Origin of the sequence: Marinilabilia rubra (genome assembly GCF_003121985.1) — a bacterium.
In the GTDB taxonomy this organism is placed as follows: Bacteria; Bacteroidota; Bacteroidia; order Bacteroidales; family Marinilabiliaceae; genus Marinilabilia; species Marinilabilia rubra.
The window spans coordinates 591,211-608,815 of the sequence record NZ_QEWP01000001.1; the positions used below are offsets into that span (position 1 = coordinate 591,211).

Consider the following 17,605-nt stretch of genomic DNA (forward strand, 5'->3'; position numbering starts at 1 on the left):
TTATGTTTGCGCCTGTGATACGTAAAAACCAATAACTATGAAAAAGATCAGAATTAACAAGTTCTTTAGATTTTTTGTGCTCCTTGGATTTTTAGCAGGGTGTAGTGAACAGTCCTCCTTTCATGAGGTAGAGGAATCAAACAATTATGTTGGAAGTTTAAAATCCGCTGATTTAACAGCCGAAGTAGATCCTTCCACTTTTCATCAGGAAGTGACCTTTGGAGGTGATGGAAAACTGACCATAAAAGATTGGGCAGAAAAAGATGTTTCAACCACTTCACAGCTGCTATTCGGAGATATGCAATTAAAGGTTCTGCGAGTACCAATTTTTGCGTTGCAGGATATCTCCGATCCCATTTATGATAACGTAATAACTGTAATTCAAGCCGTACAGAACGTAAATCCCAATGTTGAAATTTTTGCCAGCATTGCAAATGGTGATGGCTATGGAAATCATTATCATGGAGCTGATAAATTTCCCAACCAATGGATAGGTTGTTGTCCTTATAATGTGTATGATCTAAACTTAACAGCTTATGCTTCTTACCTTGATAGCTTCATGGACAGAATGAGTAATGTCGGAATTAACATCGATTACCTTGGTCCCTGGAATGAGGATCCTGCAGATGAAAGTGATCACCGGAAAGTATTTGATCAAATGCTTAATTTAGGTGGTACCGCAAAAGTAGGACTTGAAAGATGGGGGTTGCAAACTTCAGTAAATGATGTAGAAGATGTAATGGGGCAAATAAATGTTTCCGGCTCACATTTTTATGATGACGATGCTATTGCTGAATCATCATGGGAAAGCACGTGGCAACAGTTGGTAAACAAATCTTCAAATCCGGTTTGGTACACTGAAGCCACAAGATATTCAACCAATGATGGCATTGAAAACCTCATAGCCGGAATGAATAATATTTTTCCTGCCATAAGAGGAGGAGTTGAAAATGTAACATTTTACCAAGTCGTAAAAAGGTTTGTTTGGGCTAATGGTACGGCTCTTCCAATTAAATATTCAGGGTTTAAAAATCTTGTTAATAATGCTTCAGGAAAAAGAGTGGTGCCTTCGAACTCTTCTATTAACGATGTAAAAGTAATTGCTTTTGCAAAGAATAAAAGTTTGAGTTTGCATTTTATTAATCTATCAACCAACAATAAAACAACCCGGATTGAATTACAAAGCGGGTATGAAGCTCAGGGAACAGTAACAAGAACAATTTGGACTTCAAGTGATACTGAAAGTAGCAATAGTTATAATCTAGGGGGCAACTCGGCCTGGAATGTAACCATCCCGGCAGAATCATATGTACATATTAATGTTCCTCTGAATAATAATGCAGGGAATTAGTAGAAAAAAAAGAATTGTATAACAGCGTATCGCTTAAAGGGGTTGTTTTATGCTTTCTTAAAACAACCTCTTTTTTAATGATATTCTCAGATAAGGGATTTATTAAAGCTCCCTTTTTGTCCTTTTCTGGTAAGCTGTAGGTGTAACTCCATATTCTTTTTTAAAGCATACCCCAAAGTAACTTAAATCATTGAAGCCAGTGCTGTAAGCCGCCTCCGATACATTTATTGAATTGTCTTTAAGTAACTGTGCTGCTCTTCGAAGTCTTATACTCCTGATAAATTCATTCGGTGTCATGTCAAGTAAGGCCTTCATTTTACGATAAAACATTGAATTACTTAATCCAAGTTGTTCACACATCATTTTAACCGATAAATCCGGATTACTCATTTCCTGTTCAACGATTTCCTTGGCTTGTTCCAATATCTTTTTATCAATCGAAGGAATGGTTATTTTTTCAGGTTCAAGAAACTCATCGCTATCGAAATTGGCTTTTAGTTCATTTCTTTTCTTTAGCAGAGACTCAATTCGGGTCAATAAGAGTATGGGTGTAATCGGTTTGGTTAAAAAAGAATCAGCGCCGGATTCATATCCTTCCAGTCTTTCTTCATCCTGTTGAAAAGCTGTAATTAAAATAAAAGGAATATGGCTGGTGTTGATGTCATTTTTAATCAACTTACATACCTCTTTGCCGCTCATTTCCGGCATCATTACATCTGAAACAATAAGATCTACTGCTTTTTCTTTGGCTGCTTTTATCCCTTCTTTTCCATTGGGGGCTGTATGAACAGTAAAGTATTTTTCAAGTTCAAAGGTGATTAACTCCAGAAAATCCTGATCATCTTCAATAAGCAGAATCTTTTTGTCCTTTTGTGATTGGATTTTTGGCAGATTTTCATCCTCTTTGGGCGATTGTACCCTTATTTTTTGTGGGTCAATTATTGGCTGTTGCTTTTTAATATCAATTTCTTCATAAAAATCTTTAGAAAATGGCAATTGGATGGTGAATGTTGTTCCTGACCCGGGCAGGCTGGTTACTTCAATAGAGCCTCCATGAAGTTCAATTAAATTTTTTGTCAAAGCCAGTCCTATTCCGGCTCCTTCCTGTTCTTTGCCTCCATTCCCAATTCGATAAAAACGATCAAATATGGTGTCTATTTTTTCAGGTGGGATACCCCTTCCGTTATCGGATATTTGAAAGGACACCCAGTGGTGCTTTTCACGTTGAAAAGCTTCTAAGTTCAGAGATACTTCTCCCCCGGGGCTTGTGTATTTAAATGCATTTGAAAGAATGTTGTTTAAAGAAATATCCAATTTTTCAGTATCAATCCATCCCCAAAGTTCATGAGGCAAATCTGTTTTTAAAGAAATATTCTTTTCTTCAGCTAACAGGTTGTAGTTATCCAGAATCTCTTTTGTAAACGAGGATAAATTGACCTCATGAAGATTTAACTTTATATTACCCGTTTCCACTTTTCTAAATTGCAGAACCTGATAAATTAATTGGGATAGCCTGGAGACATTTCTTCCAAGTATATTCCTTACTTCATCCTTTTTATTAACTACCAGATCCTCCCATTTTTCTGAAAGAATCTTTAAAATGGAAAGAGGGGTTAATAGTTCGTGTGAGAGATTTGTAAAGAATTGAAGTTTAAATTGGTTTATTTGTTCTGACTTCTCTCTCTCCAAGTGCTCGATTTTTAAGGCTTGTTTTGTTTTTATTCCGCTGAAGTATAGATATGTAAAAGCAAAAACCAGGCCCAGTAAGAATAGGATATAAAAAGTAAATGCCCACCATGTTTTATATGGGGCCTGTAATACTTCTAAATGAAACTTGGTTGGTTTTGGATTCCACACACCAAAACTGTTAGAACCCTTCACAATAAAGGTGTATTTACCAGGTCCAAGATTTGCGTATGTAGCGTTTCTGGCATTGGCACCTGCATTTTGCCAATGTTCATCAAAGCCTTCAAGTTTGTATCGGTATTTTATGTTTTGAGGGTTTCTAAAATCCAGTGCAGCAAACGAAATACTGATGTATTTTTCGTTGTGTTTTATTATGATGGTTGAATCTTCAGTGATTTTAGACCCATTAATCTCTTTCCCTGAAAGGTTTAAAGATGTAATGTGCAATGAAGGAATATAGTTGTCCGTTTTTATGGAAAGAGGGTTAAAGATATTATATCCATTATGTCCCCCGATGTAGAATAAACCTTTTTTATCCTTCTTAATGGCACCTTTAATGAATACCTCACCTTGAAGACCATCTCTGGAAGTGTAATTCTCAAGAACATAATCTTCCTCTCCCTTTTTCTTTAGGCAAATGACTCCTGTATTGGATGTGGCCCAGATGCTTCCGTTGGCATCCTCTTCGATACCATAAATAATTGTGCCATTCATAGGATTCTCTGGTATGGGAGAGACGAATTTATGAGCAACAGGGTCCCATTTTTTTAGGCCGTCTCCGGATCCAATCCAAATGTTTTCTTTACTGTCACTAAACAATGAAATTATATGGTTGGTTGTTAACCCTGATCCATCATTCCAGCTGTATCTTTTAAAAGCGGTTTTTTGGTTGTTTTCAGCAATTGGTGAAGTAGATCTTGCAAGCCCGTTTTGGAAGGTCGAAACCCATATATTGCCATCATTGTCCATGACTAAGTCTGAAATGTTGTTGGAGGGGATGGTTGTTGAATCGCCTTGAATGTGTCTGAAACTTTGAACCTTGAAATTGAAAAAAGATTTGTCTTTAGCGGGTTTTATATGATATACTCCATTTTCTGTAGCTACCCATAATTGATTGTTTTTGCAATGGAGTATAGATCTGACTTCCCGGGAAAAGAATAGTTTGTTTTTATTCCTCGGGTTCATAACGTAAGTTTCTCCGGATTCCGGATTTAATTTTATAAGTCCCCGGTATCGCGTACCAATCCATAAGTTGGAGTCGTTGTCCCAGGCAAAACAATTAACTGTGTTTATATCGAATTTTTGTAAGCTTTTATAATTGTCAATTTTACTAAAATGCTTTGTTTTCTTTTGTTTTTTATCAGCAACAACAAAGCCCAAGCTTTTAACCCCTACCAGTAGCCTTTCCTTATTGTCGATAGAAAATGCATGTATGCTCTGGCTTTTCTTTTGAGGATCAATGACCGGGATTTTTTTTGTTTCAAATTTTTGATTTATTAATTCTGTTTTATTCACTCCGCCACCCGTGGTTGATAACCACATAATATCTGTTTTGTCTTTGAAAATATGTCTGATAACATTATTCGATAAATTGTTTTTGTGGCTAGATGCTTCTATGTGAGAAGATTGAGGGCTTTCTGAAAGGGGGTCTTTGATAATGCCCAATCCGTATGGAGTCCCAACCCAAAGATTGTCATAAATATCACTTCGAATGCTAAGAATAATGTTACCTGGTATTAGATTCTTTGTTTTTTGAGTAGTGGTATGCCGGAATGTTTTAATTATTTCAGGCGTCTCAGGATTACTGATGTCCAGTATATGTAATCCAGTCTCCCACTGACCAGCTAAAAGATAGTTTTTCTTATAGGCATAAAGGCTGTTAATAGCCTTGGCAAAATCGGCTTTCCGGGATTCGAAAATGTCATGAAACTCAAAATTGTCTTTTGATTTATTATATCTTGCTATTCCCTGGTTCCAGGAACTCATCCATATGTCACCTGATTCGGTTTTCACCAATTCTTTACAATTACAACGGGTATTGTTTGGTCCCGGATAATGCTTAAGAATGCCTGAGATCTGAGAATATCTATATAAACCATTATCTGTGCCAATCCAGACTGAGTTTTCATTGTCACAAAGTATTGAGTTGAATGGTCCGTTTAGGTATAAATCAGGGAAATCTGCAGAGGTGAAAAGGTTTACACTGTCGTTCTTTTTGTTGTAAAATAAAAAACCATTAGAGGTGGTAAACCATAGATTCTTGTTTTGATCCTCAGCAGCATCTGTGAAGTTAATATTTGAGAGGTCTGATTTTGTCAGATCTTTAAAGTTTATCAACTCATAACCATCAAACCTCATTAGACCCTCCTGGCTTCCGATCCAAAGAAAATTATCAGAGTCCTGAAAAACAAAATTGCATTCTTCAGATGGTAACCCATTTTTGGCATTGAAAACTTCAAAATTGAGATTAGAATAATCCTGAGCCAAACACAGGGCAAATACGAATAATATATTAAAGAGGGTTAATGCAGCTCTGAGAAACAACCTATTCATATTCATTTTTTTATTGTGGAGTACTGAAACGCAAAGGGGAAGTCTTAAGGCTGAATTGAATCTTGATTGCGTGTTAAAATCAGTTTAGAAAGTTTAGGGCAAAGATAATAATTGTTAACTGGAATGTTGTTGTTTTTTGTTCTCAGGTTTAAAAGAATCCGTTAAAAACAGGTTTTAACAAAGAAATTAAAGGAGTGAGTTATACCCTTAGAATCTCATATATTACATGGAAATATCTATTTAACCTGTTCTTCTTTAGGCAAAATGGATATCATCGCACACTTGAGGTAAAGTAGTCAGTTCTTTACATCTGGTTGACATTTAGAAAATGATTTTAATTTTGAGATTTAAGCCCATGATTAAGTGTTGTTTGATGTTGGTTTGGGTCGTTGACAAACAAGAATAAACCGGGTTATACTTAAATTGGGTAGTTTTATCTAATTACCGCAGGATTATTATAAGGTTTTTCTAGAATAAAGCAGAAGTTAGCATCTTAAGCCCTAATACTCCGTTTCCTTTTTACAATAACATCTGGTTTTTTTATATACGGGACTTTACAAACATGTGTATAACAAAATGCTGGTGGGTTTGCTGCTAGTGGTCTGAAAGAGAGACTTCTTTTGTCTGGCCTGAATAATTATTTATAATAATTGACAGTTTTTGCATAGTTTCTTTAGGTTTCTGTTCCGTCGTTTTAAGTGTTAGTAAGTCAATTCATTAAGATTGTTGTTTTAATTTCTTAATGTTTGAAAAAAATATCACAGTTTTTTTGTTTCAAAAGAGAGAGATTTGAAGTGTTGAATTTTAGTTAGTGTTTTAAATAAATCAGCTTTCAGTTATTAAAAACTATCGTATGCAGAAAAGAGTTTTTTTATTAACGATGGTCATGTTGCTATTTTATTCGGTAATGTGGTCACAAACGCAAATGGTTTCCGGAACTGTTTATGATGATACCGGGGCTCCACTGCCTGGTGCTTCAGTTATTGTAAAAGGATCTCGGGAAACCCAGTTGGTTGGTACAATTACTGACATGGATGGTAGGTATAGCTTAGCCGTTGATGATGGTGATGTTTTGGTGTTTTCTTTTATAGGGTTTGAAAAGCAGGAAGTGCCTGTTCAGGGGAAAGAGGCTATAAATGTTACACTTCAATCTTCTGCAGCCATGTTGGAGGATGTCGTGGTGGTAGGTTATGGTATTCAGAAAAAAGCTTCTGTTGTTGGTTCAATTTCCCAGGTTGATGGGGAAGACCTTTTAGAGGTAGGAAGTCCGACCAATATATCGCAGGCAATTCAAGGACTCATGCCCGGGGTTATTTCCATGAGTGAAACAGGAAAACCGGGAGCAGACCAGGCAAATATTCTTATTCGGGGAAAAGCCAGTTGGCAGGAGACTGATCCGCTTGTTTTGGTTGACGGAATTGAGCGTGATATGAATGATGTGGATCCAAATGAGATTGAGAATATTTCAGTTTTGAAAGATGCCTCTGCTACTGCAGTGTATGGAGCCAAAGGTGCTAATGGAGTAATACTCATTACTACCAAGCGAGGAAAAGAAGCAGCCCCTGAAATTAATTTTTCAGCAAATTTCGGGTTCAAATTACCTTCGGCACGTCCTGAATTTTCTGATTACCCTACAGCGCTGGAGATGCGGAATGAGTCGTTGATGAACGATCAGCGTTACAGTGAGCTTATTCCCCAATCCATCATTGAGGAGTGGAGAGAAAATCTTGATCAGGCCGGCCCTTATAATGATTATTTCCCCAATGTGAATTGGTGGGACCAAATTGTTGATGACGCAGGATATCAGCAACAGTATAATATTAATGTCCGTGGAGGAACAAAGTTTGTAAAATATTTTGCTTCGCTTGGTTACCTTAATGACGGGGATATTTTTAAAACCAAAGAAAATGATCTTTTTGATCCATCTTTTTACTACGAGCGTTATAACTGGAGATCGAATTTCGACTTTGATATAACCGAAACAACCCGTTTGTCGGCAAATGTTTCCGGATCTCTGGCATACCGAAACCAACCCGGGTATCGCATTAACGATGGTGATGTCAGCGAAGATGGTTGGGGACAGGCCCAGTTTTTTGAACAATTATATACCGCCGGGCAAAATGAGTTCCCTGTTAAATGGTCGGATGGTGAGTGGGGTGTTTCTCCCGAGGGAGGTGGTAACCTGCTTATGGATTTTGATAAGGGACAGAGAAGCTATAGATACTACAAAGGATTTCTTGATTTCTTGTTGGATCAGAAACTCGATTTTATTATTGAAGGGTTGACTTTTAACGGGAAATTAAGTTACAATTCACGAACTGCATATTCGTCCAGGATTCAGAGGTATCAGGGAGGAAATTTTGGCGATAGCTTTCCCGTAAGATATAGCCGGGAATGGGATTATACCAATCCAAACCCGGATGGAACTTATCCTTTGATCAATGAAGTGCGCTGGCCTGATGCAAATGCCCAAAACCCTCCACCTTCGGCAGATTATGATATTCTGATGAATAAAGGATTCACCAAGAGCCTTTATTATGAATTGGCCTTGAATTACAGTCAAAGTTTTGGCAATCACAATGTTTCAGCTCTGGCTCTATTTAGCAGAAGAGAAGATGAAGGGTTGGCCAATAATTCTAGTAACAACATACAAATCCCCTCCAGGAGGGAGGATTATGTAGGGCGTATCACCTACAACTGGAAGGAGCGGTATCTCATGGAATTAAACGGAGCTTATAATGGTTCTGAAAAATTCGCACGAGGTCAACGATTTGGTTTTTTCCCTTCCCTGTCTGCGGGGTGGAGGATTTCCGAAGAACCTTTTATTCAGGAAAGACTTGGTTCTTTTCTTGAAAATTTAAAAGTCAGGTATTCTTACGGGCAATCAGGTTATGACAATGTTCCCGGAAATCGGTTTGCATATATACAAACCTACAATTCGGCCGGCAATTTGGTTTTCGGATTTGACAACCCTGTGCCTTTTGGGCCACGGTATGTTGAAGGAGATGCTGCCAACCCCAATGCTACCTGGGAAACGGCCACCAAACAAAATTTTGGTGTTGAGATGAACCTGTGGGGTAAGCTTAATTTTACCATGGATGTTTTTAAGGAGCGCCGAACGGGGATTCTCATGAATGTTTGGTCGCCTTTGTGGCTGGGTGTTTCTGAACCATCCGGAAATATTGGGGAAACCAAAAATCAGGGTGTTGAATTTGAACTTGGGTGGAGAGAGAAGATCGGAGCCAATTTTAATTATTGGGTGAAAGGAAATGTTTCTTTCAATGAGAACCGGATTGTATACCGTAATGATGGTGCCAATGTTGAACCTCACCTTAGAGAAGCTGGAAAGCCCATCGATTGGCAGTCGCGTTACCTTGTACATGATTACTACCAGGATCTGGATGATGTCTTTAATTATGCCATTCCTGGTAATCGTGATCTTCAGAGTGGGATAATACCTGGTGATTTTATGTTTGTTGATTATAATGGTGACGGTGTCATTGATCAAAACGATCAGGTTGTTATGGAAGAAGTTACCCATCCGCTTCATACCTATGCATTGTCGTTTGGGTTTAAATACAAGAATTTATCAATGAATGCCCGGTTTTATGGAGTGTCTGATATTTCAAAAAATGTGGACGGAGTCATTCTTTATGACCTATGGGATGCAGAAAAAGGTATTATTAAAGCAGGACCAGAGGTTTTGGGGCGCTGGACTCCTGAAAATGCTGATAATGCGGTCAAGCCTGTGTTGCACGCGAGTAGTTCATACGGAGATTACAGCAAAAGAAACAGCAGTTATGGATTTCGTGATCACTCCTATGTTCGTCTGAAAAATGTTGAAATCAATTATACATTTCAAAATCTTGGAGTATTCGGATTGAGCAGGCTTCAGGTTTATGCCAACGGTGACAATCTTTGGACCATTACCGATCTGGATGACAGAATGGACCCCGAAACAGGGGGAGCTGGTGTTTATCCAATTGTGAAAAGATATAACCTCGGATTCAGAGCCAGGTTTTAATTCAACAGGAAATGAAATAAACCCAAATTTTTAAAAATAAAGAAGCATAAACCAATAATATGAAACGAACATGAATTTTGGATTGCCAAATTCTAAAAAAGGCATATACAATATTCATCGTGAGTTCCATACGACAATAAAAAACAAATTTTATACGTATGAAAAAGATTAGTATAATTCTCCTGATAATAGTGGGGTTTCTTGCTTCCTGCGAGGATTACCTCGAGTTGTCTCCGGACATGGGAATGGAGGAGTCAACTGTCTTCAACGACTTTAATTCTGTGCGGGGTTATCTTGACAATGGATATCACTTACTTTTTGATTATACAAGGTGGAATGCCCAGAAACTCCAGCGAACCAACATTGCTGCTCTTTCTGATGAAGCAGCGAGTACTTACGATTGGTCACCAATTCGAACTGCATTAAATACAGGTGATTGGTATAGAAAGGCCTGGCCATCTGAAGTTGGTTACGGAGGTGGTGATATAGGAAGTTTAAAGGGAAATGTTATACCAAACTCGTTTAGAGCCCTTCGTGTAATGAATAAGATTATCAATAAACTCCCTAATGTATCCGGATTAAGCGAAGACCAGAAAGATGAGATTCTTGGTCAGGCCTATTTTCTGAGGGCTTGGCACTATTTCGAGATACTAAAGCGATGGGGAGGGCTCCCTATTTATGATAAGGTCTATGCGCCTGACAGTGATCTTGATTTAACGCGTAAGACTTACAAGGAATCGACAGAATGGATGCTCACTGATCTGGACAAAGCTATTGAGATGTTACCTGATCGATGGCCTGAAGATCAAGTTGGAAGAGCTACTAAGGTTTCGGCAATGGCACTTAAGTCAATGGCCACTCTTTACGGTGCCAGCCCTTTAATGCAAAATGGACTAAATTCTATCACTCAGCAGGATTATGATCAGGAGTGGTGTAAAGATGCCGCCCGGTATGCACATGAAGTGATAACTTATATTGATTCCAATTTGCCTGAAAAACGCATGAAAGGATCCGACCTGGGATCAGGAGCCAGTCAGGAAGAAAGAGATTCTGCCTACAGGCATGTTTTTTATCACTCTCCTGAGTTTGTGAGCAGTGAAGCACTTTGGGCCAATAATTCTGGAGGAATGGATCGAGAACTTGATATGGCCATCCATTTTTACAATAGTCGTTTTACCAATCGTGCAGGTAACTATGGATGGGCTATAACGACTCCTTCTCAAAATTTGGTTGATAAATTTGAAGTCATTAATCCCGATGACGGGAAGGCCTATCCAATAGACCATCCACAATCAGGATACTCATTAGATGATCCTTATTCAAACCGGGATCCCCGTTTTTATAACAATATTCTTTATCCCGGTGGTCAATGGGGGTTTGGTGAACAAAACGAACCCTGGTATCTGGAACCCTGGGAGGGGGGTGCAGATTATGCTACAGACTGGTCGCGTACTGTCCCAACCGGGTATATGTGTGTGAAGTGGTTGTGGCCGGAAGCAAAATTCAGAAGACCAAATTTTGAGGATTACAATTACAGTGCTTCTTATATTCGTACTACACAGGTTTATCTGGACTATGCCGAAGCCATGAATGAAGCTTATGGGCCAAACAATGCAGGCCCTCATTCTATGACTGCAGTTGAGGCTGTTAATATAGTCCGTGAGAGGGTTGGAATGCCTCCGGTTCTTCAGGAACTTGCCAGTTCTAAAGAAACTTTCAGAAGCCGTATACGGGACGAACGTGCAGTTGAATTAATGTACGAGAATCATCGGTGGTTTGACATTCGCCGGTGGATGATCGCTGAAAGCGTTTTGAGCGAGGGTATCATGGGTATGCATGTTGAGGATTTGACTCCGGGGGAAGACGATGTTTCGAAGAAAGAGTTTCGTTTTGATGTCAGACCTGTCGATACGGAAACCCGGGTGTTTGAAACAAAACATTACTGGTATCCAATTGCTGCCGATCATACTGATCAGTTGATGGAATTTGAACAAAATCCAGGATGGTAGAATGATTAAAACGGATATAAATAGTTTCTTTTCGAAAATGGCAGCTTTTGCTTTTGGGATATTTCCGGTGTCGGGAATGAAGGAGAGAAATTCAGATCCATCAGATTAATAATTAAATTTTACTGTGGAAAATATGAAACAAGATAATTTTAAAAAACAACTGGTTATATACCTGGCCATCATTTTTCTCTTTAATGCAGGCCTTTTATTCGCACAGGAAGGCGGGGGGACTCAAGATGCCGGGACAGAGTTTGAGCTTAGACTTGAAAACAGCGACGGAGCACCTGTAACCAATGCCATGGTATATGGTAATGAAGGGTCACTGGTTTTTTTCCCCGATAACGATGGGCGTGTAAAGGTTGCTGTGGAACAGGGGTCTGTTTTGTTGATTGAAGGCAGTGGATGGGCATCCACTGAGATTGATCTGAGCAAAGATAAAATACCCTCTGTAGTCGTATTGGAAAAGGCGGCTGTTTATTTAGATAAAAATGAAACCCTGGGTCTTCCTATGGGTATGGAAGTGAGCAGGCGCAATAATACCGGGGCTATCAGTAAAGTGGACGTGGAAAAACTGAAACATTATCCGGATCCTTTATTGTCTAATACCATGCAGGGGCTTGGATTAGGATTGACAGTGGTGATGAATGCCGGCGGAATGAATAATAATCCCGCAGCGCTCTATTTGAGAGGTCTTCCCCGAATGAGTGGTAACGAAGTTTTAACCATTGTTGATGGAATTGAGCGGCCTATTAATGATTTGATCCCTGAAGAAATAGAATCGATTGAATTGTTAAAAGATGCTACTTCAAAAATTGCCTACGGTTCCAGGGCTGCGAACGGAATTTTGATGATTACGACTCGCAGAGGTGAAGCCAATAGACGGGTAATTAAAGCAAGTGCTGATTATGGTATTGGCCAGGCGACCAGATTGCCTGATTTTATTAATTCCTATGATTATTCAAGGTTGTATAATGAAGCCAGACTAAATGACGGGTTAACACCTCTTTATTCTGAGGAAGACATTGAGGGGTATAAAAATAGTTCCGGACCTAATGATTTCAGATACCCGGATGTGGATTACCATGACTATTTCCTGAAAAGTTATACCAACTACTCAAAGTTTACCACTGAGTTTTCGGGTGGAAATAAAGGTGCACGCTATGCTGCTGTTGGCGGGTTTCTTCAATCCAAAGGTCTTGAAGCCGAGGGGCGGACCCCAACCAATACTCGTTTCAATTTCCGGGGTAATCTGGATGTTAAAATTAATGAAATGATATCAGGAAATATGGGGGTTGCTGTTGTGGTTGATAATCGGGAGAGGGCATCACTTAATCATTCTGAGGTGTTCTCTGCCTTGAGTTCTCACAGACCAAATGAATACCCGGTAATCATAGACGAGGGGATTATGCCCAAAGATTCACTTGGCACCCCTGCCCTTGGTACCAGTTTTGATAAAAGCAATAACCTTTACGGTGACCTTAAATACGGGGGCTATAATAAAGCACAATACATTAGTGGACAGACTAACTTTGGGTTGGATTTTGACTTGGGTTCGGTTGTTGAAGGGCTTGAAGCTAATGCCTATGTGACTTTCGACAATTATTTTTTCGGTTCTGAAGTTCAAAACAAGTCTGCTGCTACCTATGCAAGGCGATTTATTCAAACTCCGGAAGGTGAAGATTCCATTGCACTTTTTGAACTTAATCGTGCCAATTACAATGACGATATTGAGTTAGCTTCGAATGAGAATTACAGGAATGCCGGGTACTTTGGAGGGTTTAGTTATAACAACTCTTTTGGTGTTCATGAACTGGATATGGACCTGGGATATTTTTTCTTCCAGCGTGAAGTAAAAGGAATCGATCAGGACCTTAAAACAGCCAATACTTATTTCCGCACCAATTATGCCTTTGATAACAGATACGTTGCCGAACTGGGGCTTTCCTATATGGGCAGCGATAAGTTTGACGAAGGCAACAGGTATGAATTATTTCCTGCGGCCGGACTTGGATGGGTTGTTTCGGAGGAAGATTTTATGGCCGGTAATAACATTTTTGACTACCTGAAGCTTAAGGCGAGTGCAGGAATCCTGGGATACGATGCTTCAACCCCCCACTATTTGTATGAAAAGCGATGGGAAGACACCGGAAATGTTTCTTTTGGAGAACAAAATAATAATAACCAGGGGAAAGTTTCTTTTGGTCAGGAAGCCAGTCCCGGACTGGACTGGGAGAAGTCACGCGAAATAAACGTAGGGCTGGAAGGTGTTGGGTTCAATTACAAGTTGATGTTCGAGCTTAACTATTTTAATGAATTGCGTTATGATATAATTCAATATGCAAGTGCTGAATATCCCGAATTGTATGGAAAGTGGTATCCGTACAAGAATATTGGTGAAGTTAAAAACCAGGGTATTGAGTTACAGGTAAACTGGCAGGATCAGATTGAGGCGTTTTCATATAGCATTGGTGCAAACGTACTTTGGTCCAAAAATGAAATCATTGAACAAAACGAGGTGGACCATCCTGACCAATATTTGAGAACTACAGGAGAATCCACGGACGCCATGTATGGATATGTTTCGGAAGGCCTTTTCGGAAAAGGTGTTGATATTGACGGTCATCCACATCAGGCCTTTGGTGATTACCAGGATGGAGATATTGCCTACAAAGATCTGAACAATGACGGTATCATTGATAATCGCGATCAGAAAATGCTGGGCAATAGTTTTCCGCGTACCTCACTGGGCCTTGATATTTCTCTCAAATACAAAGGATGGGGACTTTATGCTCTCGGTACAGCAAGTTTGGGTATGAGCAGCTGGTTGAATAATTCTTACTATTGGATGAACGGTGAAGGGAAGTATTCTTCCATGGCGATGGATCGCTATCATTCCGCAAATAATCCTGGAGGTAATTATCCAAGACTTACCACCACTTCGGGAAGTAACAATTACAGGAATTCTGATTTCTGGATGGAGAACACCAGCTTTTTCCGGCTTAAAAACCTGGAGTTAAGCTACACCTTCAATAATCGGAACATGTCTGCATTGGCCAGAAAAGTAAAGATTTATGCCAGAGGATCTAATTTGTTGGTAGTGTCTGAAGTTGACGATCTGGATCCTGAAGCACTCAATGCAGGGGTTAATAACTATCCTGTTTTGTCCTTTATTACAGGAGGAATTTCAGTTTCATTTTAAAAAGAAAAAATTATGAGAATTAAACAGATATTTTCAGTGCTTTTGCTTGCGTTTGTTGTTTTGGGATGTGAAGATCAACTTGATCCCAAAATTGACAATACGTTTGGGGATGAATATACCTGGTCACATCCGGAGAAAGCACAGGGAGTTTTGATGAACGCTTACGCAACAATTCCACAAATGTGGGATAACTGGGGAGGCAATAACTTCCTGGATGTAGCTACCGATGATGCCGTGACCAACGATTATAATTCAAGTCTTTATGATTTGGTTCATGGGGGAATGACTCATCAAAACAACCCTCTCTCAAACTGGGAAACAGCCTATAATCAGTTCCGGAACATCCATATGTTTTTGGAAAACGGATTAGGAGATAATATTACTTATATTCTGAGTGATTCTGCTCGTAATGTTACCGTTAAGGAACGTTTAAGAGGCGAGGCCTATTTTCTTCGCGCATGGTGGGGAATGGAACTGCTTCGCAGGTATGGTGGAGTGGCAGACGACGGTGAAGCCTTGGGGTATATAATCGTGAAACGAGACCTTGGCGAGGATGACCTTGAGGAAATGAAAAGCCGGGGAAGGGATACTTATGAGGCTTGCGTCCGGCAAATCATAAGTGATTGTGATACTGCGATAAAATATTTGCCTTTGGAATTTACCGGTGGTGATCCGGATATTGGTGAAAGTCATATAGGACGTGGCTCCGGGAAAGCTGCCTGGGCGCTGAAATCAAGGGTTGCTGTGATGGGTGCCAGTCCGGCGTTTCAACCGGAAGGTAGTTATGCTGTTTCAGCAGATTCCATAATGAGGAAATGGGAACGTGCTGCCAAATTATCTTTCCAGGCCATTGAAGAAGGTCAAATGGGCGGTTATGCTACTTTAGAAGAACACCATTTTAATGATGTTGGAAATACTCCGGATGAGTTTCTATTCAGACAATATTTCAATAACCGATGGATGGAGAACCGGAATTTTCCACCCTATTTCTTCGGACAGGGGTTTACCAATCCTTCTCAGAATTTGGTAGATGCCTTTCCTGATGCCGAGGGGTATCCCATTTCACATCCGGATTCTGATTATGATCCACAAGCTCCTTATCAGGCAAGAGATCCTCGTTTAGACCTTACGGTCTATTATAACGGGCGTATGTTTGGTGACCGTGAGCTCGAAATTTATTATGATGTGGAGAATGATACAGAAGGCCGCGACGCACCAGGGTTTGAGTATAATACCACCCGCACGGGGTATTATCTCAGGAAATGGCTTTCGCAGAAATATGAGATGTTAAAGCCCAATGAAGAACAGAACGACCGTCATATGCATGCATTACTTAGACGGGGAGAGGTTTATTTCAATCTTGCTGAGGCTCTGAATGAACTGGTTGGTCCGGCCACCACCTTCGCTGACGCTGGTTCTTACACTGCAGAAAGTATTATTCGCGAGGCCAGGAGTCAGGCTATCGGGATTAATGATGATCCCTATCTGGATGAAGTAACAGCTGAAGGGAAAGATGCTTTCCGTTCTTTGCTTCAAAATGAAAAAAGGCTGGAATTCGCATTTGAGAATATGCGGTATTTCGACATGAGAAGGTGGATGTTGCCACTGGATGAACCTGTTCGAGGATGTGAAGTTGAAAAGACTTCCGATGGTTTTGTCTATAAGGGGACTGATCCTTCCGCAGTCAATGAAAGTATTATTGTTGAAGAAAGACTACTGGATGATCCAAAATACTATTATTCGCCTCTGCCATACTCAGAATTGGTCAAAAATATGGACATGAAGGATAATAAGGGTTGGAGTTTTTGAAAAACTAAAAAAAGGAAATTATGAATATTAAATTTTTTATATCTGCTGTTGTTTTATTCTCCCTTGCTTTTTTCGGTTGTGAGAAATATGATGATTACGTAGAGGATTACACACATTCTACTGTCTATTTCGGTGCTCAACACCCCCTCCGTACGGTGGTTGCAAGAGGTGATGATATGCAAATCAAACTTGGTGTGGTTTTAGCCGGTAAAAGGCAAAACAATGATGAGGAGTGGGTCACATATTCCATTGAGCCTTCTTTACTGGATGAAGTTAACCAAGACGAAGAGATGGATGTGCAACTTGAACTTCTTCCCGAAGAATACTATACCCTTGCTGATGAGAAGCAATTTACGATCCATAAGGGGGAACTTCTTGGTGAGATAGAAATGACCATTGATCATGATCTTTTTGTCTCTGATCCAAATGCAATGAACACTCATTATGCTTTGCCACTGCAGATCCAGGAGACTTCCGCCGACTCAGTTAACGCCACCAAAGATTACACCATTGTTGCGATAAAGTATATCAGTGAAAAGAGCGGTTACTATTATAGTAAGGGAGCTTATTATGAACTTGATGAAAGCGGTGAGCAATATGTTGATACATCAGAATTTTGGAATAAGGATCTGACAGAGAACGATTTTTGGTATCTGGAAACGTTAGGTTTAGACAGTCTGGAAACATTGGATGAAGCGGTTTCAAGTGCTAGCCATGGCGTTAACCTCCGAATGAAAATTGAAGACAACAACCAGGTTGTAATTGAGCCTGTTGTGTTTTTTAATAATATTCTGGAAGGAGGAGGAACCTATGATCCGGAAAATAAATCTTTCTATTTAGACTTTAAGTACGAGCAGTTTGGTAACCAGTATCATGTGCTGGACACCCTTATTCAAATGCATGATCCTGAAAAAGATCTTCGTTTTGAAGAGTATTAGTTTTTCAAAGGTAGAGGACTTCTCTATTCAGGAGAT

General features: G+C 39.6%; 7 protein-coding genes. 6 read left to right on the plus strand and 1 reads right to left on the minus strand.

The genetic code is table 11. From position 1 onward, the window contains the following. Positions 1-37: 37 nt before the first annotated feature. Complete coding sequence (locus DDZ16_RS02485) at positions 38-1,351, plus strand: hypothetical protein (protein WP_109262824.1); 1,314 nt, start codon at positions 38-40, stop codon at positions 1,349-1,351. 102 nt (positions 1,352-1,453) lie between these two features. Here the strand turns inward: DDZ16_RS02485 and DDZ16_RS02490 are convergent, their stop codons facing one another. Further along, a complete protein-coding gene (locus DDZ16_RS02490; RefSeq protein ID WP_158275590.1) occupies positions 1,454-5,590 on the minus strand; it encodes a hybrid sensor histidine kinase/response regulator transcription factor in 4,137 nt (1,378 codons plus the stop codon). Positions 5,591-6,443: 853 nt separating this feature from the next. Between DDZ16_RS02490 and DDZ16_RS02495 the strand changes: the two genes are divergently transcribed. The 5 genes from DDZ16_RS02495 to DDZ16_RS02515 all read left to right on the plus strand — a co-directional run bounded on the left by DDZ16_RS02495 (position 6,444) and on the right by DDZ16_RS02515 (position 17,569). Next, positions 6,444-9,614, plus strand: a complete 3,171-nt coding sequence (locus DDZ16_RS02495; RefSeq protein WP_109262826.1) for a SusC/RagA family TonB-linked outer membrane protein — start codon at positions 6,444-6,446, stop codon at positions 9,612-9,614. Between the two features lie 158 nt (positions 9,615-9,772). After that, positions 9,773-11,623, plus strand: coding sequence for a RagB/SusD family nutrient uptake outer membrane protein (locus DDZ16_RS02500; protein ID WP_109262827.1), 1,851 nt, complete (start codon positions 9,773-9,775; stop codon positions 11,621-11,623). A 133-nt stretch (positions 11,624-11,756) separates the two neighbouring features. Then, positions 11,757-14,822: a SusC/RagA family TonB-linked outer membrane protein gene (locus tag DDZ16_RS02505; RefSeq protein ID WP_109262828.1), complete on the plus strand. Its 3,066-nt coding sequence runs from the start codon at positions 11,757-11,759 to the stop codon at positions 14,820-14,822. Positions 14,823-14,834: 12 nt separating this feature from the next. After that, positions 14,835-16,631 carry a RagB/SusD family nutrient uptake outer membrane protein gene (locus DDZ16_RS02510; RefSeq protein ID WP_109262829.1) on the plus strand — a complete coding sequence of 599 codons (1,797 nt, stop codon included), beginning with the start codon at positions 14,835-14,837 and terminating at the stop codon, positions 16,629-16,631. 20 nt (positions 16,632-16,651) lie between these two features. Beyond that, positions 16,652-17,569: a DUF1735 domain-containing protein gene (locus DDZ16_RS02515; RefSeq protein WP_109262830.1), complete on the plus strand. Its 918-nt coding sequence runs from the start codon at positions 16,652-16,654 to the stop codon at positions 17,567-17,569. Positions 17,570-17,605 lie beyond the last annotated feature (36 nt).